The 19,095-nt window shown below is 66.7% G+C and carries 13 protein-coding genes; 9 read left to right on the top strand and 4 right to left on the bottom strand.

Annotation, left to right across the window (positions count from 1 at the left end; genetic code table 11):
- Nucleotides 1-50 precede the first annotated feature (50 nt).
- Entirely contained in the window at nt 51-1,412 is a 1,362-nt protein-coding gene (locus BCR55_RS04660) for a GntP family permease (protein ID WP_006400334.1), read from the top strand.
- Between the two features lie 13 nt (nt 1,413-1,425).
- Nucleotides 1,426-1,929 (top strand): gluconokinase, encoded by a 504-nt coding sequence (locus tag BCR55_RS04655; RefSeq protein WP_006400333.1) that lies wholly within the window; start codon nt 1,426-1,428, stop codon nt 1,927-1,929.
- A 206-nt stretch (nt 1,930-2,135) separates the two neighbouring features.
- Here the strand turns inward: BCR55_RS04655 and BCR55_RS04650 are convergent, their stop codons facing one another.
- The gene (locus tag BCR55_RS04650; RefSeq protein ID WP_006407563.1) at nt 2,136-2,807 is read right to left on the bottom strand and encodes a TetR/AcrR family transcriptional regulator; all 672 of its coding nucleotides are present in this window, start codon (nt 2,805-2,807) and stop codon (nt 2,136-2,138) included.
- Between the two features lie 277 nt (nt 2,808-3,084).
- Between BCR55_RS04650 and BCR55_RS04645 the strand changes: the two genes are divergently transcribed.
- Nucleotides 3,085-4,503 carry an FAD-binding oxidoreductase gene (locus BCR55_RS04645; protein ID WP_065494251.1) on the top strand — a complete coding sequence of 473 codons (1,419 nt, stop codon included), beginning with the start codon at nt 3,085-3,087 and terminating at the stop codon, nt 4,501-4,503.
- A 128-nt stretch (nt 4,504-4,631) separates the two neighbouring features.
- Here BCR55_RS04645 and purB read toward each other — a convergent pair whose 3' ends face one another.
- The gene (gene purB / locus BCR55_RS04640) at nt 4,632-6,020 is read right to left on the bottom strand and encodes an adenylosuccinate lyase (protein WP_006407558.1); all 1,389 of its coding nucleotides are present in this window, start codon (nt 6,018-6,020) and stop codon (nt 4,632-4,634) included.
- Nucleotides 6,021-6,181: 161 nt separating this feature from the next.
- On the opposite strand from purB, the gene BCR55_RS04635 reads away from it, so the two are divergent.
- The 6 genes from BCR55_RS04635 to BCR55_RS04610 all read left to right on the top strand — a co-directional run bounded on the left by BCR55_RS04635 (nt 6,182) and on the right by BCR55_RS04610 (nt 12,108).
- Nucleotides 6,182-7,135 carry a LysR substrate-binding domain-containing protein gene (locus tag BCR55_RS04635; protein ID WP_006407556.1) on the top strand — a complete coding sequence of 318 codons (954 nt, stop codon included), beginning with the start codon at nt 6,182-6,184 and terminating at the stop codon, nt 7,133-7,135.
- 249 nt (nt 7,136-7,384) lie between these two features.
- Nucleotides 7,385-8,671 (top strand): Glu/Leu/Phe/Val dehydrogenase, encoded by a 1,287-nt coding sequence (locus BCR55_RS04630; RefSeq protein ID WP_006400326.1) that lies wholly within the window; start codon nt 7,385-7,387, stop codon nt 8,669-8,671.
- Nucleotides 8,672-8,913: 242 nt separating this feature from the next.
- Entirely contained in the window at nt 8,914-9,807 is an 894-nt protein-coding gene (locus BCR55_RS04625; protein ID WP_006408338.1) for a glutamate/aspartate ABC transporter substrate-binding protein, read from the top strand.
- A 161-nt stretch (nt 9,808-9,968) separates the two neighbouring features.
- Nucleotides 9,969-10,709 (top strand): amino acid ABC transporter permease, encoded by a 741-nt coding sequence (locus BCR55_RS04620; RefSeq protein WP_006401699.1) that lies wholly within the window; start codon nt 9,969-9,971, stop codon nt 10,707-10,709.
- Nucleotides 10,709-11,386: a glutamate/aspartate ABC transporter permease GltK gene (gltK, locus tag BCR55_RS04615; RefSeq protein WP_006401698.1), complete on the top strand. Its 678-nt coding sequence runs from the start codon at nt 10,709-10,711 to the stop codon at nt 11,384-11,386. The genes BCR55_RS04620 and gltK overlap by 1 nt, the downstream gene beginning before the upstream one ends.
- Nucleotides 11,383-12,108, top strand: coding sequence for an amino acid ABC transporter ATP-binding protein (locus BCR55_RS04610; RefSeq protein ID WP_006401697.1), 726 nt, complete (start codon nt 11,383-11,385; stop codon nt 12,106-12,108). The genes gltK and BCR55_RS04610 overlap by 4 nt, the downstream gene beginning before the upstream one ends.
- Nucleotides 12,109-12,187: 79 nt before the next feature.
- On the opposite strand, the gene BCR55_RS04605 is transcribed toward BCR55_RS04610, so the two are convergent.
- Together BCR55_RS04605 and BCR55_RS04600 are read right to left on the bottom strand one after the other, a co-directional pair.
- Nucleotides 12,188-17,434 (bottom strand): autotransporter outer membrane beta-barrel domain-containing protein, encoded by a 5,247-nt coding sequence (locus BCR55_RS04605; protein WP_065494250.1) that lies wholly within the window; start codon nt 17,432-17,434, stop codon nt 12,188-12,190.
- A 567-nt stretch (nt 17,435-18,001) separates the two neighbouring features.
- Nucleotides 18,002-18,916, bottom strand: a complete 915-nt coding sequence (locus BCR55_RS04600) for a class II glutamine amidotransferase (protein ID WP_012467478.1) — start codon at nt 18,914-18,916, stop codon at nt 18,002-18,004.
- Nucleotides 18,917-19,095: the final 179 nt, after the last annotated feature.

The raw sequence follows: 19,095 nt of genomic DNA, 5'->3' as shown, positions 1-19,095 counted from the left end.
ATACTCGCTACCACTCGCCCGGTTTCGAACAATCCAAGGAGGAGTGCCACATGGGGGCTGTCCAAGGCAGCATGCTGCTCGTATTCACGCTGATCGCGATCGCCGCGCTGATCCTGATGATCGCGCGCTTCAAGATCTACCCGTTCCTGGTGCTGATCATCGTGTCGCTCGGCCTCGGTCTGGCCGTCGGCATGCCGATGGACAAGATCGTCAAGTCGTTCGAGACGGGCACGGGCGGCACGCTCGGCCATATCGCGATCGTCGTCGGCCTCGGTACGATGCTCGGCAAGATGATGGCCGAGTCGGGCGGCGCCGAGCGGATCGCGACCACGCTGATCGACTGGTTCGGCGAGAAGAACATCCACTGGGCGATGATGTTCGTCGCGATCATCGTCGGTCTGCCGGTGTTCTTCGAAGTCGGCTTCGTGCTGCTGATCCCGATCGCGTTCAACGTCGCCAAGCGTACCGGCAAGTCGCTGCTCGTCGTCGGCCTGCCGATGGTGGCGGGCTTGTCCGTCGTGCACGGGCTGATTCCGCCGCACCCGGCCGCGCTGCTGGCCGTTCAGCAATACGGCGCCGATATCGGCAAGACGATCGCGTTCGGTCTGATCGTCGGCGTGCCGACCGCGATCATCGCCGGTCCGCTGTTCGCGCTGACCATTTCGAAGTTCGTGAAACTCGCCGAAAACAATCCGCTCGCGTCGCAGTTCGTCGATACGCGTGCCGGCGGCCGCGAGCGTCCGCTGCCGGGCTTCGGCATCACGCTGTTCACGATTCTCCTGCCGGTCGTGCTGATGCTCGTCGGCAGCTGGGCCGATCTGGTGTTCGCGCCGAAGTCGCTGCCGAACAACCTGCTGCGCTTTGCCGGCAATTCGGACGTCGCGCTGCTGATCGCCGTGCTCGTGAGCTTCTTCACGTTCGGCAAGCTGCAGGGCTTCAATCGCGACCAGATCCAGAAGTTCTGCGGCGAATGTCTCGCGCCGATCGCCGGCATCACGCTGATCGTGGGCGCGGGCGGCGGCTTCGGCGGCGTCCTGCGCGACAGCGGGATTTCGCAGCAGATCGTCGAAACCGCGAAGCACGCGCACCTGTCGCCGCTGCTGCTCGGCTGGTTCGTCGCCGCGCTGATGCGTCTTGCGACGGGCTCGGCGACGGTCGCGATGACGACCGCATGCGGCATCGTCGCGCCGATCGCGGCCGCGGCCGGCACGACGGTGAGCCCGGAGCTGCTCGTGCTCGCCACGGGGTCGGGCTCCCTGATCTTCTCGCACGTGAACGATGGCGGTTTCTGGCTGATCAAGGAATACTTCGGGATGACGGTCGGTCAGACGTTCAAGACGTGGTCGTTGCTGGAAACGATCATCTCGGTGCTCGGCCTCGGCTTCACGTTGCTGCTGAGCATGGTTCTGTAACAAGGGGTAGTCAATGATTTTGATCGCAATGGGCGTGTCGGGCGCGGGCAAATCGCGAATCGGCGAAATGCTGGCGCAACGCCTGTCGTGCAGCTATACCGACGGCGACGCGTTTCACAGCGCCGCCAACAAGGAGAAGATGCACCACGGGATTCCGTTGACCGACGACGACCGCTGGCCGTGGCTGCGCGCGATCCGCGCGGCCATCGAGGAAAAGCAGCGGGCCGGCGAGACGGCCGTCTTCACGTGCTCGTCGCTGAAGCGGTCGTACCGCGACGTGCTGCGCGGGCACGACACGGACGTGCGATTCGTGTATCTGAAGGGTTCGTTCGAGGTCTTGCGCGAGCGTCTGAAGACGCGCACCGGCCATTTCTTCGATCCGTCGCTGCTGCAGAGCCAGCTCGACACGCTCGAGGAGCCGGGCCCGGACGAAGCGATCGAGGTCAGCATCGAGCTGACGCCCGAACAGATCGTCGATCAGGTGATCGCAAAGATGGGCACCGCGCAGCAGCATTGAGGGCAGGGCGGGACGCACCGTTCCGCTGAAACCGCTCGATATGCCGCTGATGAAGGGCCGAGTCCTGTTTGCGTACAGGGCTCGGCCCTTTTTAGTTGGTGGGCCCGTAGCCGATCAGCGCTTCCGTGCGCTTATTCCAGCCTCATAGCACTTCGGCGATATGGAGCCCGCACCAAGGGCATTCCGCGCTTCAGCGCGGATCTGCCTCAAACCGCCTCACCTTTCCCGGCAGCGCCGCCGCCTGCCTGACGCGCAATCCCGTCGAGCAGAACCTCGACCATCGTCTCGTGCACCACCGCCGGATCGAGCGCCGCATAAAGCGGCGCGGCCGCCTTGACCAGCGGATACCCCGTATCCGACAGCGCGTCCATTTCCGCGAGCTCGATGTCGTTCGCGGGCCGCGTGAGGCCGCCGGCCTCGGCCGCCGCGAGCCCGATCACGCTCGCATACCAGCCGACGCACACGGTCGGGCGCGCGTTCGCCGCGACGCCGGCGTCCGCGAGCGCGCGGTGCACGGCCTCGACATGCGCGAGATCGGCGGGCCCCGTGCTCATATGCCGCTGCAGCAGCCCGAACGCGACCGGATGGCGCAGCGCCAGCGCACGGTATTGGCGCGCGAGGTCGCGCAGCCGGTCGCGCCACGGCAGCGCGTCGTCGAGCGGCACGAGCGCACGCGACAGCGCGTTCGCGATCGCGCGGTTCAGCCCTTCCTTCGACTTGAAGTGATACAGCACGCTCATGGGGTCGCAGCCGATCGACTGCGCGAGCTTGCGCACGCTGAACGCGGCTTCGCCGACTGTTTCGAGCAGCGCAAGCGCGGCCGCGACGATCGCTTCCTTGTCGAGGCCGCGTGGGCCTGGGGCGGATTTGTCCTTCATCGGAGCAATGCAGCCGCGCACGGCGCGCGGCTGAAAGGTTGACGAAAGCTGATTCTACACTGTAGAATTATTTCTGCGGTGTAGAAATTGGGTGTCCCGGCACCTTTCAATGCGTGCGTTTCGCACGGTCCGGGATCCAGGCGGCCACGCGCGTGGCCGCCGTCAACACGGGCCGCTGCGCCCCGTTTCTCGTTGACACCCAAGTGGAACCGGCTGCCCCACCCGCGAAGCCCGAACGGCTCTTCGACTGGCGGCCCAAGACCATGCAAGTGCGAACATGACTTCCATTCCCTCGCTGCTCGAGCGCGAATCGCGTTTCGAAGCCACGCAACTGAATATCGAAAAAGACAACTGGAACTGGTGCGACCCGGCACGCTACGCCGGCGAACGCCCGGCGAACTGGTACGAGGCATCGCTGTCCCGCTGGGACAACGCGGCGCCGCTCGCGCACGATGCAGTGTGCGACGTGCTCGTGATCGGCGCCGGTCTGCTCGGCGCGTCGGCCGCGCTGCATCTCGCGGAGGCGGGCGTCGACACGATCCTCGTCGACAAGCATCACGTCGGCTCGGCCGCGTCCGGCCGCAACGGCGGCCAGCTGACGCCCGGCCTCGCGCGCTGGGAAGCGGCCGACATGATCGAGCGTCTCGCGCATGAGGACGCGAAGCGGCTGTGGCGTTTCGCATCGTCGGAATCGATGGCGCTGATCGATGCGATCGCCGCGCGCTACGCGCTCGACCTCGATCGCGGGCGCGGCCACGTGACGGCCGCCGTTCATCCCGGCCACATGAGCGCGCTGCTCGACGGCGCGGATGCGCGCCGTCATCTCGGCGACGCGAGCGTGACGCTCGTCGGCAAGCATCAGCTGCACGACGAATACGTGCGCTCGCCGCTCTATCACGGTGCGGCGATCGATGCGCTCGGCGGCCAGCTTCATCCGCTCGCGCTCGTGCGCGGCCTCGTCTACGGCTTTCGTGCCAACGGCGGCGCGCTCTACGAATGCACGGAGGTGCTCGAACTCGACGAAACGCCCGCGGGCGTCGTCGCGACGACGCCGGGCGGCACGATCACCGCGCGCAAGGGTGTCGTGCTCGCGCTGCACAACACGACGTTCCGGCTGTTCGACGACGGCGCGGCGACGACCGTGCCGTTCTTCACGTACGTGAGCGTGACGGCGCCGCTCGAGGTCGACGTCGCGTCGCTGATGCCGGCCGGCATGCCGGTGTACGACACGCAGTTCCAGATCGACTACTACCGGCCGGTGCGCGGCAACCGGCTGCTGTTCGGCGGGCAGGGCACCGGCACCTGCTGGCCGCAGCACGATGCGAACGCGTATCTGCTCACGCGATTGAATGCGGTGTTTCCGCAATACGACGGCCGGTTCGCGCTCGACTACAGCTGGAGCGGCGTCAGCGACTTCACGCTGAACGGCGCGACCGACAGCCGCAAGACCGAGGGCCGCGTGCCGGTGTACATGGTGCAGGGCTGGAGCGGGCACGGCGTCGCGCAGACGGTGCGGATCGGCAAGGCGATCTGCGACGACTTCGTCGGCCGCAACGACGACTTCTCGATGCTGACCGGCATCGACCATCGCGAGATTCCGCTCGGCCGTCAGCTGTCGCCGGTTGCGATTCCGGCCGCAAAGGCGGCGATGAGCGTGATGAGCGCGCTGAATCCGGGGAAGATGATCTCGTTCTGACGCATCGCGCGTGCGCCTCCGCACGCGACAACCGCGCATGAAAACGAAAACGCCCGATGCATTGCATCGGGCGTTTCGCTATGGAGTGTGTGGGCGACGAAACGGCGCGAACGTGCGCCGCCGTGCCGTTACGCGATCCGCTTCGCGAGTTCGATGGCCTTGCCGATATACGACGCGGGCGTCATCGCGAGCAGGCGGTCCCTGGCGTCCTGCGGAATCGCGAGCGTGCCGATGAACTGCTGCAGCGCTTCGCGCGTAATGCCCTTGCCGCGCGTCAGCTCCTTCAGCTGCTCGTACGGGTTCTCGATCCCGTAGCGGCGCATCACGGTCTGCACCGGCTCGGCCAGCACTTCCCAGCAGTTGTCGAGATCTTCGTTCAGACGCTGCGGGTTCACTTCGAGCTTGTCGAGGCCGCGGATCAGCGCGTCGTACGCGAGCAGCGAATAGCCGAGCGCGACGCCCATGTTGCGCAGGACCGTCGAGTCGGTCAGGTCGCGCTGCCAGCGCGATACCGGGAGCTTGTCGGCGAGGTGGCGCAGCGTCGCGTTCGCGAGGCCGAGGTTGCCTTCCGAGTTCTCGAAGTCGATCGGGTTCACCTTGTGCGGCATCGTCGACGAGCCGATTTCGCCGGCCTTCGTCTTTTGCTTGAAGTAGCCGAGCGCGATGTAGCCCCAGACGTCGCGGTCGAGGTCGAGCAGGATCGTGTTCGCGCGCGCGACCGCGTCGAACAGTTCGGCCATGTAGTCGTGCGGCTCGATCTGGATCGTGTACGGGTTGAACGTGAGTTTCAGGCGGTTTTCGATCACGTCGCGCGAAAACGCTTCCCAGTCGAATTCCGGATACGCGGACAGGTGCGCGTTGAAGTTGCCCACCGCGCCGTTCATCTTGCCGAGGATTTCGACCTTCTCGATGCGCGCGATCGCACGCGCGAGCCGCGCGGCGACGTTCGCGAGCTCCTTGCCGAGCGTCGTCGGGCTCGCCGGCTGGCCGTGCGTGCGCGACAGCATCGGCTGCTCGGCGTGCGCGTGTGCGAGCGCAACGAGACGCTGGTGGACCGTGCGCAGCGCCGGCAGGATCACGTGCTCGCGCGCGCCGGCGAGCATCATCCCGTGCGACGTGTTGTTGATGTCCTCGGACGTGCAGGCGAAGTGGATGAATTCGCTGGCCTTCTCGAGTTCGGGCTGGCCCTTCACCGATTCCTTCAGCCAGTATTCGACGGCCTTCACGTCGTGGTTCGTCACGCGCTCGATTTCCTTGATGCGCGCGGCATCGTGCGCGGTGAACCGCTCGACGAGCTGCAGCAGGAACTGCTCGGCGGCTTCGGAGAAGCGCGGGACTTCGGCGAAACCGGCGCGCGACAGCGCGATCAGCCAGTGCACCTCGACGGTGACGCGGTGACGCATGAAAGCGGCTTCGGAGAGCCAGTCGCGCAGCGCTTCGGTCTTGCTGGCGTAGCGGCCGTCGATGGGCGAGAGCGCGGTGAGCGCGAAAAGCGTATCGGGACGAGTGTCGGACATGATCGGGCGGGCCCTGGGGCCGGGTCGAGCGTGGAGAGGAGAATCCGGGATTTTACCATCGGCGCGCGCCGGCTCCGTCGCGCGCGGCCGCCTGCGATGGCCGCGCGCGGCGCCGGTAAAATGCAGCCTTCTTCCGCTCGCCGCCCGCCGCGCCCGCCCGTATGGAACTGAAATGGCTCGAAGACTTCGTCTCGCTCGCGGAGACGCGCAGCTTTAGCCGGTCCGCCGAGCTGCGGCACGTGTCGCAGCCCGCTTTCTCGCGGCGCATCCAGGCGCTCGAAGCGTGGCTCGCGACCGAGCTGATCGACCGCTCCGTCTATCCGACGCGGCTCACGCAGGCCGGCCAGATCTTCTACGAGCAGGCGCTGACGATGCTGTCGCAGGCGCACGAGGCGCGCACGCTGCTGCGCGGCCACGTCGGCGCGCCGGTGCCGACGATCGAGTTCGCGGTACCGCACACGCTGTCGCTCACCTACTTCCCGCGCTGGCTGCAGCGGATCGAGGCGAAGATGGGGCAGGTCCATACGCGGCTGCGCGCGCTGAACGTGCACGACGCGGTGCTGTCGCTCGTCGAGGGCGGCTGCGACCTCGTGATGGGCTATCACCATCCGAGCCATCCGGTCGCGCTGGACCCGGCCCGCTACGACATGCTGATCCTCGGCAGCGAACCGATCAGCGCGTTCTCGGCGCCCGGCCGCGCAGGCCGGCCGCGCTACACGCTGCCCGGCACGCCCGACGCGCGCGTACCGTATCTGTCGTACACGCCGAACGCCTATCTCGGCCGCATGACGGAAGTCATCATCGCGAACGCGCCGACGCCGCTGTTTCTCGATCGCGTGTACGAAACCGACATGGCCGAAGGGCTGAAGGCGATGGCGCTCGCGGGCCACGGCGTCGCGTTCCTGCCGCACAGCGCGGTCGAGGACGCGGTCGCGGGCGGCCGGCTGATCCGGCTCGACCGCGCCGTGCGCGGCGGCGCGCAGCCGTTCACGCTGACGATGGAGATCCGGCTCTACTGCGACAAGCTCGCGCTGCAGGGCGAGGAGCCGCGCCAGAAGCTCGTGCGTGCGCTATGGGACGTCGTGCGCGACGAGCTGCGCGAGACGGGCGGCTGAGGCCGTCGGCTGACGGCGCGCTTGCAGCGGCTGACTGCACGCTGACCGCCGGGCACGTCCGCGCGGCCGCGCAGGATTTTTCGCGCGCGCAAAGCACGGCCGATCGCGGCCGTTCTTGCGCAAATCGACCGCGGATTTGCGAAAAATCGCGATCATGCAAGAAACGCATAATCGAATAAGCAAACGGCATTGGATAAAAAAAACGGGTTTTTCGACAATGTGCGCAATCCGTTGAACGTTGGAGCATCCATGTCTTCGCAACTGCAGTCCATCCCGTCCTACTTGCACGCCGACGATCTCGGCCCGTGGGGCAACTACCTTCAGCAGGTCGATCGCGTCGCGCCGTACCTCGGTTCGCTGTCGCGCTGGCTGGAAACGCTGAAGCGTCCGAAGCGCATCCTGATCGTCGATGTGCCGATCGAGCTCGACAACGGTACCGTCGCGCACTTCGAAGGCTATCGCGTGCAGCACAACGTGTCGCGCGGCCCCGGCAAGGGCGGCGTGCGCTACCACCAGGACGTGACGCTGTCGGAAGTGATGGCACTGTCGGCATGGATGTCGGTGAAGAACGCCGCGGTGAACGTGCCGTACGGCGGTGCGAAGGGCGGTATCCGCGTCGACCCGCGCAAGCTGTCGCGCGGCGAGCTCGAGCGCGTCACGCGCCGCTACACGAGCGAAATCGGCATCATCATCGGCCCGAACACCGACATTCCGGCGCCGGACGTCAACACCAACGAACAGGTGATGGCGTGGATGATGGACACGTTCTCGATGAACCAGGGCCAGACGTCGACCGGCGTCGTGACCGGCAAGCCGATCTCGCTCGGCGGCTCGCTCGGCCGCAAGGAAGCGACCGGCCGTGGCGTGTTCGTCGTCGGCTGCGAAGCGGCGAAGAAGAAGGGCCTCGAAATCGAAGGCGCGCGCATCGCCGTGCAGGGCTTCGGCAACGTCGGCGGGATCGCCGCGAAGCTGTTCCAGGAAGCGGGCTCGAAGGTGATCGCGGTGCAGGATCACACGGGCACGATCTACCAGCCGGCCGGCCTCGACGCGAACAAGCTGCTCGACCACGTCGCGCGCACGGGCGGCGTCGCGGGCTTCGAAGGCGCGGAGCCGATGGCGAACGACGAATTCTGGACGGTCGAGACCGACATCCTGATCCCGGCGGCGCTGGAAAACCAGATCACCGAGAAGAACGCGTCGAAGATCCGCACGAAGATCATCGTCGAAGGCGCGAACGGCCCGACCACGACCGCGGCCGACGACATCCTGAGCGCGAACGGCGTGCTCGTGATCCCCGACGTGATCGCGAATGCGGGCGGCGTGACGGTGTCGTACTTCGAGTGGGTGCAGGATTTCTCGAGCTTCTTCTGGACCGAAGACGAGATCAACCATCGCCTCGAGCGCGTGATGCGCGAAGCGTTCGCCGGCGTATGGGCGGTCGCGGAAGAGCACAAGGTGTCGGTGCGTACGGCGGCGTTCATCGTCGCGTGCAAGCGCATCCTGATGGCACGCGAAATGCGCGGCCTGTACCCCTGATCGGCGGCGCCGGCCGAACGCGGCCGGCGATCGCGATCGATCCATGACGCAATCCACCCGATTGCGTGCATGAACCCGCGCGGGCGGTGCCGAATCCGGCACCGCCCGCGCGCGCATGCGGAGCGCCCGAAGCCGGGAGGACGGCTTTCCGCGCGGCGATTCGTAGTGCGGTAAACAACCAGTACTTTCAGAAATATTACTTTGATACACTGGCGCGGGTTTTAGCCAAGGAGATGACCACAATGAAATACCACAAGGCAGTCCTGATGGTTGCAGCGCTCTGCGCGTTCGCAAGCGGCGCGCAAGCTCAGGAGACCGGCACGCTGAAGAAGATCAAGGACACGGGCGTGATCGCGCTGGGCCACCGCGAATCGTCGATCCCGTTCTCCTACTACGACCAGAACCAGCAGGTGGTCGGCTATTCGCGCGAGTTCCAGCTGAAGGTGGTCGACGCGGTGAAGAAGAAGCTGAACCTGCCGAACCTGCAGGTGAAGAACATCCCCGTCACGTCGCAGAACCGCATCCCGCTGGTGCAGAACGGCACGGTCGACATCGAATGCGGCTCGACGACGAACAACGCCGAGCGTCAGCAGCAGGCCGCGTTCTCCAACACGATCTTCGTGATCGGCACGCGCCTGATGACGAAGAAGGATTCGGGCGTCAAGGACTTCGCCGACCTGAAGGGCAAGACGGTCGTCACGACGGCCGGTACGACGTCGGAGCGTCTGCTGCGCAAGATGAACAACGACAAGCAGATGGGCATGAACATCATCAGCGCGAAGGATCACGGCGATTCGTTCAACACGCTCGAATCGGGCCGCGCGGTCGCGTTCATGATGGACGACGCGCTGCTCGCGGGCGAGCGCGCGAAGGCGAAGCAGCCGGGCGAATGGGTGATCGTCGGCACGCCGCAGTCGGAAGAAGCTTACGGCTGCATGATGCGCAAGGGCGATCCGGAGTTCAAGAAGGTCGTCGACGATGCGATCGCGCAAGTCGAGAAGTCGGGCGAAGCCGCGAAGATCTACGCGAAGTGGTTCGAGAATCCGATCCCGCCGAAGAACCTGAACCTGAACTTCCCGCTGTCCGATTCGATGAAGAAGCTGTACGCGAACCCGAACGACAAGGCGCTCGACTGACCACGCGTCACGGCCTGCGCGCGAGCGGCGGGCCGTCCGCGGCGACATCCGCGTGACGGCAACCGGCACGCTCGGCGAGAACAGGCCGCCGATGCAGAATTGACGCTGACGAAACGGAAGAGGCCACGCTTCTTCCGTTTCTTTTTGCTGGAGTCTTGCCCATGTCATACCACTGGAACTGGGGCATCTTCCTGAGCCCCGTATCGACCGGCGAGCCGACGACTTACTTCGGATGGCTGATGTCCGGCTTCTGGGTGACGATCGAAGTATCGCTCGTCGCCTGGGTCATCGCACTGATCGTCGGCTCGCTGTTCGGCGTGCTGCGCACGGTGCCGAACAAATGGCTGGCCGCGATCGGCACGGTCTATGTGTCGATCTTCCGGAACATTCCGCTGATCGTGCAGTTCTTCATCTGGTACCTCGTCGTGCCGGAGCTGTTGCCCGCCTCGATCGGCACCTGGATCAAGCAGCTGCCGCCCGGCACGCAGTTCTTTACTGCGTCGATCGTCTGTCTCGGGCTGTTCACCGGCGCACGCGTGTGCGAACAGGTGCGCTCGGGCATCAACGCGCTGCCGAAGGGCCAGCGCGCCGCCGGTCTCGCGATGGGCTTCACGCAGTGGCAGACGTATCGCTACGTGCTGCTGCCGGTCGCCTACCGGATCATCGTGCCGCCGCTCACGTCCGAGTTCCTGAACATCTTCAAGAACTCGGCGGTCGCGTCGACGATCGGTCTGCTCGATCTGTCGGCGCAGGCGCGCCAGCTCGTCGACTACACCGCGCAGACTTACGAGTCGTTCATCGCGGTCACGCTCGCGTACGTGCTCATCAACCTCGTCGTGATGGGGCTGATGCGCTGGATCGAAGGCCGCACGCGGCTGCCCGGCTACATCGGAGGCAAGTGATGCATCAGTTCGACTGGAGTAGTATTCCCGGCGCGCTGCCGACGCTGTGGACGGGGGCGATCGTCACGTTCAAGATCACGCTGATCGCGATCGTGGTCGGGATCGTCTGGGGCACGCTGCTCGCGCTGATGCGCCTGTCGGGCGTGAAGCCGCTCGCGTGGTTCGCGAAGGCCTACGTGACCGTGTTCCGCTCGATCCCGCTCGTGATGGTGCTGCTGTGGTTCTTCCTGATCGTGCCGCAGGTGCTGCAGGGCGTGCTCGGGCTGTCGCCGACGATCGACATCCGGCTCGCGTCGGCGATGGTCGCGTTCTCGCTGTTCGAAGCCGCGTATTATTCCGAGATCATCCGCGCCGGCATCCAGGCGGTGCCGCGCGGGCAGGTGAACGCGGCGTTCGCGCTCGGCATGAACTACGCGCAGGCGATGCGCCTCGTGATCCTGCCGCAGGCGTTTCGCGCGATGGTGCCGCTGCTGCTCACGCAGGCGATCGTGCTGTTCCAGGACACGTCGCTCGTGTACGTGATCAGTCTCGCGGACTTCTTCCGCACGGCCGCGAACATCGGCGATCGCGACGGCACGACCGTCGAGATGGTGCTGTTCGCCGGCGCCTGCTATTTCGTGATTTGCTCGGTGGCGTCTGCCCTCGTCAAAGGTCTCCAGAAAAAGGTCACAAGATGATTTCCATCAAGAACGTTTCGAAGTGGTACGGCCAGTTTCAGGTTCTCACCGACTGCACGACCGAAGTCAAGAAGGGCGAGGTGGTCGTCGTGTGCGGGCCGTCGGGCTCGGGCAAGTCGACGCTGATCAAGACCGTGAACGGCCTCGAGCCGTTCCAGCAGGGCGAGATCCTCGTGAACGGCCAGTCGGTCGGCGACAAGAAGACGAACCTGTCCAAGCTGCGCTCGAAGGTCGGGATGGTGTTCCAGCATTTCGAGCTGTTTCCGCATCTGTCGATCACCGAGAACCTGACGCTCGCGCAGATCAAGGTGCTCGGCCGCGGCAAGGACGAAGCGACCGAGAAGGGGCTGAAGCTGCTCGATCGCGTCGGCCTGAAGGCGCATGCGCACAAGTATCCGGGCCAGTTGTCGGGCGGTCAGCAGCAGCGTGTCGCGATCGCGCGTGCGCTGTCGATGGATCCGATCGCGATGCTGTTCGACGAACCGACGTCCGCGCTCGATCCGGAGATGATCAACGAAGTGCTCGACGTGATGGTCGAACTCGCGCAGGAAGGCATGACGATGATGGTCGTCACGCACGAGATGGGCTTCGCGAAGAAGGTCGCGCATCGCGTGATCTTCATGGACAAGGGCGCGATCGTCGAGGACGACCGCAAGGAAGACTTCTTCTCGAATCCGAAGTCGGATCGCGCGAAGGACTTCCTCGCGAAGATCCTGCACTGAGCGGCGCGGCCTCCGTCGCACGCAACGGCAAACCGCCCGGCCAGACGCCGGGCGGTTTTTTTTCGTCCGCGCGTGCGGCTTACCAGCTGTACCGGTAGCCGACCTGCCCGACGATGCCGCGCCGGTAGTCGCCGCCGATGTTGCGCGCGTATTTGACGTTCGCATACAGCGCACCGGACTTGCCGAAGCCCGCCGTGACGCCGAGGCCGAGCTCGTACCAGGTGCGGCCCAGATGCGTCGCGAACGGCGTGCCGCCGACGACGGTCCGGCCGGGCGACAGGAAGTCGCGCAGCACGTCGGCCGTGAAGTACGGCGTCGCCGCGCCGTCGCCCGCGCCCGCTTCCATATTCGGCCGGAAGATCCGCACGCCGACGCGCCCGCGCAGTGCATTCGACGTCGTGCCGGACACGGCCGACACGTTATCGCCGAAGCCGTTGAGCTTCAGATACTGATACATCAGCTGCGCCTGCGGCTCGATCGCGATCGGCGTGCCGGCGATCGCGAACGGCTTGCCGACTTCCTGCGACAGCGCGGCGCCGAAGCCGTTCTGCGACGCTTCGTTGCCGTAACTGTCGCGATAGCGGTTGCCGTAGTGCGTGGCCTGTCCGACCGTGTCGAAGTACGTGCCGTCGGACAGATAGCGCGTCCAGTAGCCGCCGATGCTTTGCGCATGCATCTGCACCGAGCCGGTCGAGGTCGACAGATCCGCCGCGTCGGCGCGCGCGCGGTCGCTGAAGCTCGCATGCGAGGTGCCGATCGTGGCCGTCACGCCGGCATGCGTGCTGCCGCCGTTCGGCGTCTGCTCGAGCGTCCAGTCCTTGCCGAGCTGCGCGAAGAAGGTGCGCTCGTCGGCCGCGAAGCGGCCCGCGTTCGCGTCGAGGCTCTGGCCGCCGATGCGCCCCCACACGCCGTCGCGGTTGCCCGGCTGCCGCTTCTCGACGTTGTAGACATCGCCGACGCGTTCGTGCAGCTTGCCGAGCGTCGAGAAGCCGTAGTCGACGTTGAGCAGCGGCGTCAGCGCGTAGCCGGCCACGCCCGGGCGATACGCGAGGTGGCTGCCGCCGCCGTCGCCGCCCGCCGACGGACCGACCGGATCGCCGGGAGCTGCCGGATCGAGTTGCGAACGCAGATACCAGCCGTTCGCGTCGCGTTGACCGCCGCGGAACAGCCGGTATTCGTACGCGCCCGCTTGCACCGGGCCGGCGAGATGGAAGGCCGACGCGCTCGTCGTGCCCCCGTTCGCGGTGACGACGACCGGAATGCCGTCGCCGGTCGTCTGCGCGCCGGTGCCCGCGGTGTTCGCGATCTTCAGGCCCGTCGTGCCGGTCGCGCTGCCGCCGTCGACGACGACGCGGTCGGTCGGCGATGCATCCGCGCCGAGGAACGTGTTCAGCGCGATCGTGCCGCCGTTGCCGACGTAGCTGCCGGTCGTCAAGGTCTTGTAGCTGCCGGTCAGCGCCGGCGAGCCGGTCGGGGCGGCGAACGCGACCGTGCCCGCGTTCGTCAGGCTGCTCAGCACGGAGCTCGCCGTCATGTTCCAGGTGCTCGTGCCGTCGACCGTCAGCGCGACCGGATCGATCCGGCCGGTGAGCGTCGTGCGCTGGGTCAGGAATACGTTGCCGGTGCTCGACGCGTCGGAGACGATGTCGCCGCTCAGGTTCACCGCCGAGGCGGTGAATGTCGTGCGGCTGCCGTTCGCGAGATCGAGCAGCGTGCCGTTGCCGGTCGTGACGACCGTGCCGTTGCGCACCACGATGTCCGCGCTGCCGCCGCGCGCGGCGAACGCCGGGCCGCCCACGGCCGTGATGCTGCCGCCGTCGATCAGCACCGAACTCGTGGCGCCGCTCGCGAGCGTATCGGACGTCGTCACGCCGGACGTCGCGCCCTTCAGCGTCGTGCCCGTCAACGCGAGCGCGCTGCCGCCGTCGGCCGTCGCGCCGTTGCCGGCCGCGCTCGCGATCGACGAGCCCGTATCGGCGAGGCGGCCGCCGCGCTGCGCGACGATGCCGTCGGCCGCGATACCGGTGGTGCTCAGCTTGGCGCCCGACAGCAGCGCCGTCGTGCCGCCGTCGGCGACGATCGCATGCGCGCCGGCGCCGGCCGTCGCGACGGTCGTTCCCGTGGCGTCGAGCGTCGAGCCCGCGCCCGACACGAACAGCCCACGCGCGCCGTCGCCGCCCGTGCGCACGACGGTCGCCGCGTCGGTCGCGATGTGCGCGCCGGCGCCGGTCGAATGCAGGCCGTCCGCGCCGCTGCCCGTCGTGCCGATCTGCGTGCCGGTCAGCACGATCGTCGAATCGGTGCCGACGTTGTCGATCCCCTTGCCTGCGCCGCCGACCGCGATCGAGGTCGCACCGGCCGCGATCCCGCCGCCGCTGACGGTGGCGTCGATCAGCATACCGTCCGCACTGCCGTTCGCGACGACGCTGCCTGCGCCGGACAGCGCCACCGACGCGCCGGCGCCGGTCAGATGGACGCCCGCCACGCCGCCGTCGGCTTCGATCGTGCCTGCGTTGGCGAGCGTCGCCGATGCGCCTTCGACGCGCGCGCCGGTCCCGTTCGCGACGCGGATCGTCGACGTGTTGTTCACCGTGCCGAGCGTGCCGGCGACGACGCCGGTCGAGCCGGCGCCCGTCAGCAGCACCGTGTTGCGGTTGTCGAGCGTACCGAGCTGTTGCGCGACGAAGCCCGTCACGCCGGCCGTCGACGACGTCACGGCCGCATCGTTGGTCAGCCGCGTCGCGACCGCGGTGCCTGCCGGCGCGCCGGACAAGTCGTGCGGCTGACCGTCGACGATGCCGGCCGTCGCGCCGTTCGCATTCAGGTTGATCGTCGCGCCTGCGTCGATCGTGCCGGTCGCGCCGCCTTCGACGGCGATGGCGATACCGTTCGCGCCGTTCACGTTGTAGACCGCATTGCCGGTCGACAACGTGGTGCCCGCATCGGTCGCGACGACGCCGCGCGCGCGTGCGCCGTCGACGTTCGTCGTCAGCGTGCCGGCCGCCGACCGGCCCGTGTACGCGGCACCGCCTGCGACGCGGAACAGTGTCGAATCGTCGGTGCCGACGCTCAGGTTCTGCGCGCCGACGTTGATCTTCGAGCCGGCGCCGTAGGCGTAGAAGCCGATCTGGTTCATGCCCGACACGAAGTGCGGCACGGCATTCGCGCCGACGTCGATGGTCGCGCCCGCGCGCGCGTGCACGCCGATCGCGCCGTTGCCGGTCAGGTTCAGCGTGCCGTCCAGTTTTGCCGCCGCGTTCGCCCCTTCGGCCCAGATGCCGTAGTTGCGCATGTCGGACGCGGGATCGATCGCGCCGGCGACGTCGATCGTGCCGGTCGACGTCGCCGACGTGGCGGTCGCGCCGTTGCCGACGACCATGATGCCGATGCCGTTCACGCCGTTCAGCGCGATCGTGCCGGTGTTCGTGACGGTCGCGGCCGTATCGGCGGCCAGCATCCCGACGTTCGCGAGCGGCGCGCCGGGCGCCGCGCCGTTGACGGCGATCGTGCCGGCATTGGTCAGCGTGCCCGCCTCCGAGCCGATGCTCGCCATCGCCGCGCCGTTCTGCGTGAGCGAGCCGATCACGATCGTGCCGCGGTTCGTCGCGGTGCCCGATGCGCCGAGCAGCACGCCGTACGCATGCGCGGACGACGCGACGTCGTTCACGGCTTCGGGCGCCGCGCCGTCATATTGCGCCGCGCGGCCGAGATAGATCGTGCCGCCGGCTTCGTTCGTGAAGCTGCCGCCGGCCGCGAAGCCGCCGATCACCTGGCTGTCGAGCGTCGTCGCGTTGACGCCGACGTTGATCGTGCCGGCGTTCGACGCGGCCGCGCCGTCCGTCACGGCCACCGCGTAGTTCTGCAGGTCGGGGCGATTGCGGCCGTACGTCCATGCGCCGACGTTCATCACGCCGTTGTTGACGAACGTCGTACCGGCGCCGCTCGCGTACACGCCGTTGCCTTCGGTGTAGGCGTGAAAGCCGAAATTGTCCGGCTGCGCGCTGCCGCCGGTGTCGAAGTTGTCGCCGGACGCATAGCCGGACGAGATCGCGCCGTTGTTCACGCCGCTCGCGCCGCTCAGCAGCCGCACGAGCGTGAAGTCGCCCGACAGCCGGCCGTCGTTCACGAAGTGCGCGCCGTTGTCCGCGAGCACGGCCGAGCTCGATTCGACGAGGTTGGTGCCGCGGAAGTCGATCTGGCCGTCCTTGCCGATCTGCACGGTCGCGTTTGCGCCGGTGCCGTGCATCACCGACAGATGATCGGTCGGCAGCGCGTTCTCGTCGCCGGGCGAGACGTTGTTCGCGTATTCGAAGGTCTGCGTCGACATCGTGACGGCCTGGCCGAACGCCGCGTCGTACGCGGCCTGCGAGCCGAGCGCGCCGCTCTGGATCGAGCGCACGAGAAAATCGTTGTATGTGGCGAGCGACGCAGCATCGTTGACCGTCCACCTGCTGCCGTCGAATGCGGTGAAGGTGCCCGCGTAGGTCGGTACGTCGAGCGCGACGCTGCCGAGCGGCCCGCCGTTCGCCAGATAGTCGCCGGTCGTGAACTGGATCTGGTTGCGCGAATGCCAGTTGATCGTGCTCGACGCGGTACCGGTGCCGTCCGCGAGCGTCAGGTCGGTCTGCTTCGGCGCGATCGAAATCAGGTTGCCAGGCGCCGACGGCGCGGCGGCCGGATCGCCGATCGACACGTCCAGCGTGCCGCCCGAGCGGTCGACCGTCCCGATGCGCGCGTTCACGTACTGGTTGCCGTTCACGTCGTGAAATACCGGCACTTCGTGCGCGCCGGCCGTCGATCCGACGAACGCGGACGAATCGTAGGTGGCGACCGACGTATGCGCGCTCGTGATCGTATCGGGTGTGGCGACGCTTTGCGTCTTGCCGCCGAGCGACAGCAGCGGCTGATTCGGGTTGCCGGATACGACCGTCGTGCTGCCGAACGGCAGCTCCGCGTAGCCGGAGTCGCCGGCCGCGCCGCTCCATGCGCCCGTCACGGCGACCGTGTCGCCGCCCGACACGGTCGCCGAGCCGACCAGGTTGTCGTTGACGGTCGGGCTGAAGGTGCCGAGCGCGCAGCTACCGCCGCTCGCGACGCTTGTGCCGTCGCCGCAGCTCGATGCGTAGGCATTGCCGGCCGCGAGCGCGGCGAGTGCGGTGGCGAGCGCCGCGATGCGCAGCGGCGAGCGGCCGGCGACCCGGCGCGCGAGGCGGCCGGCACGATCAGTGGCGCTGCGCGCCTGCTTGCCGCGCGCGCGCGTGGTTTCCGCGACGGCGATCCAGCACCCCGATGTGTCGCTCCATATCGATCGAAATGAGTGATTCACGACATACCCCTCTTTCTTCTTTTGAAGTGATATTCACCGCGAAGCGGTGAAGGCGCATTCCACGGCGGGAAATGAGCAGGCGTGCGGCAGTAGTGGCTGCATCGTGCGCCAATCGCATTTCGTTACACCGGGGATGGGGCGAGTCTAACGATTGAAGGGGAGTGTGATTATCAGAAAAATTAAAATCGTGGCGATAATGCCGATTTTGTCCGATATTTCTGAATTGTGTGATTTATCGAACGGAAGGTATTGATGTTAAAGGACTTTGTCCTTTTTGCGAGGCGGTGTGGGAAAATCGCCGGATCGGTGGCGTCGCGCACTGTTCGGCAAAATTCGTCGCGCTAGAATGCGGGTTCCGGATTATATGGTTTTAAGGTCGACTGTTTTTTGCCGCGCGCGTGGAGTATTTTTATGCGCGAAATAGGGTAATGGCAAGAAAATAATATCGGCCGGTGTTTCGATAGGTCTTCCTGTCCCGCGGACGAAACGGCGCCGCGTGAATGCGCGCTGTGTCGATGGAAACGGCCGTGGTTGCCGGACGGCGGCGCGGGCGCGCAGGGCGCGCGCTCAGAAATCGATCGTGTCGTCCGGATCGCCGTCGGCGGCGGTCGCGAGCGCCGCCGTGCGCGTCGTGCACGGCGCGGACGCCGACGGATCGAGCGACGGATTGCGCAGCTTCTCGAGCACGCGCTCCGGCACCGGAATCTGCATCCGCGCGGCGACGTCGCCGCACTGGAACATGATCAGCTCACCGGGCTCGAAGGCCGTCCACACTTCATTGTCGGTGAGCGGCTGCGTCGCGATCACCGCGACGCGATCCTCCGGCGTCGTGTATTTCGCGAAGTCGATCGACAGGTCTTCGTCGACGAGATGCGCGGTCGAGAACGGCCAGCGGCGCACGAGGTAGTGCAGCCGCGTCGAGCAGTGCGCAAACAGCGCCTGGCCGTTCGACATCAGGAAATTGAACACGCCGTGATCGGTGATCCCGCGCGTGAGTTCGCCGACGCGCTCGAACAGTTCCGGCAGCGGTGGCTGCGCGCCGGGAAACGCCTCGCGCAGCCCCTGCATCAGCACGCAGAACGCCTTCTCGCTGTCGGTCGTGCCGACCGGCTGGTACACGCTGCGCTCGAGCTCGGGTTCGAAGTCCTGGAGATCGCCGTTATGCGCGAAGATCCAGTGCCGCCCCCACAGCTCGCGCATGAACGGGTGACTGTTCTCCAGCACGATGTGGCCTTGCGTGGCCTTGCGGATATGCGCGATCGTGTTCTTCGACTTGATCGGATAGCGCTTGACCATTTCGGCGATGGGCGAGGTGGCCGATGCCTGCTGGTCGATGAAGAGGCGGCACGCCTTGTCCTCGAAGAATGCGATGCCCCAGCCGTCGGCGTGGTGATCGGTGAGGCCGCCCCGGGCCGCGAATCCTGTGAAGGAGAATGTGACGTCCGTCGGCGCGGCGCAGTTCATTCCTAGGAGTTGGCACATTTTACTTGGGGCGGCAGACTGAAGCGGGGTAACGAACCGGGCGAACCCCCGGTACAATGCGGCTTCTAGCATATCACCGAGCCTCGAGCGGTAAAAAGCGGATTCCGCCGGCCGAAGGCCCCGTGTTGCGGTTTGCCGTCAGTCGCGGGCCGCGCACGCGCGGTCCGGCCCCGCCGATG

The organism is Burkholderia sp. CCA53 (assembly GCF_001685525.1).
GTDB classification, from domain to species: domain Bacteria; phylum Pseudomonadota; class Gammaproteobacteria; order Burkholderiales; family Burkholderiaceae; genus Burkholderia; species Burkholderia multivorans.
Note: the sequence above shows the minus strand (reverse complement) of the source record. Positions and strands in the feature narration are given on the sequence as shown.

Excerpts from the sequence above, each read along its gene's own strand:
- BCR55_RS04660 (WP_006400334.1), top strand. The coding sequence starts at position 51 with ATGGGGGCTGTCCAAGGCAGCATGCTGCTCGTATTCACGCTGATCGCG.
- BCR55_RS04645 (WP_065494251.1), top strand. The coding sequence starts at position 3,085 with ATGACTTCCATTCCCTCGCTGCTCGAGCGCGAATCGCGTTTCGAAGCC.
- gltK (WP_006401698.1), top strand. The coding sequence starts at position 10,709 with ATGCATCAGTTCGACTGGAGTAGTATTCCCGGCGCGCTGCCGACGCTG.
- BCR55_RS04600 (WP_012467478.1), bottom strand. The coding sequence starts at position 18,916 with ATGTGCCAACTCCTAGGAATGAACTGCGCCGCGCCGACGGACGTCACA.
- purB (WP_006407558.1), bottom strand. The coding sequence starts at position 6,020 with ATGTCCGACACTCGTCCCGATACGCTTTTCGCGCTCACCGCGCTCTCG.
- BCR55_RS04655 (WP_006400333.1), top strand. The coding sequence starts at position 1,426 with ATGATTTTGATCGCAATGGGCGTGTCGGGCGCGGGCAAATCGCGAATC.
- BCR55_RS04620 (WP_006401699.1), top strand. The coding sequence starts at position 9,969 with ATGTCATACCACTGGAACTGGGGCATCTTCCTGAGCCCCGTATCGACC.
- BCR55_RS04635 (WP_006407556.1), top strand. The coding sequence starts at position 6,182 with ATGGAACTGAAATGGCTCGAAGACTTCGTCTCGCTCGCGGAGACGCGC.
- BCR55_RS04630 (WP_006400326.1), top strand. The coding sequence starts at position 7,385 with ATGTCTTCGCAACTGCAGTCCATCCCGTCCTACTTGCACGCCGACGAT.
- BCR55_RS04650 (WP_006407563.1), bottom strand. The coding sequence starts at position 2,807 with ATGAAGGACAAATCCGCCCCAGGCCCACGCGGCCTCGACAAGGAAGCG.
- BCR55_RS04610 (WP_006401697.1), top strand. The coding sequence starts at position 11,383 with ATGATTTCCATCAAGAACGTTTCGAAGTGGTACGGCCAGTTTCAGGTT.
- BCR55_RS04625 (WP_006408338.1), top strand. The coding sequence starts at position 8,914 with ATGAAATACCACAAGGCAGTCCTGATGGTTGCAGCGCTCTGCGCGTTC.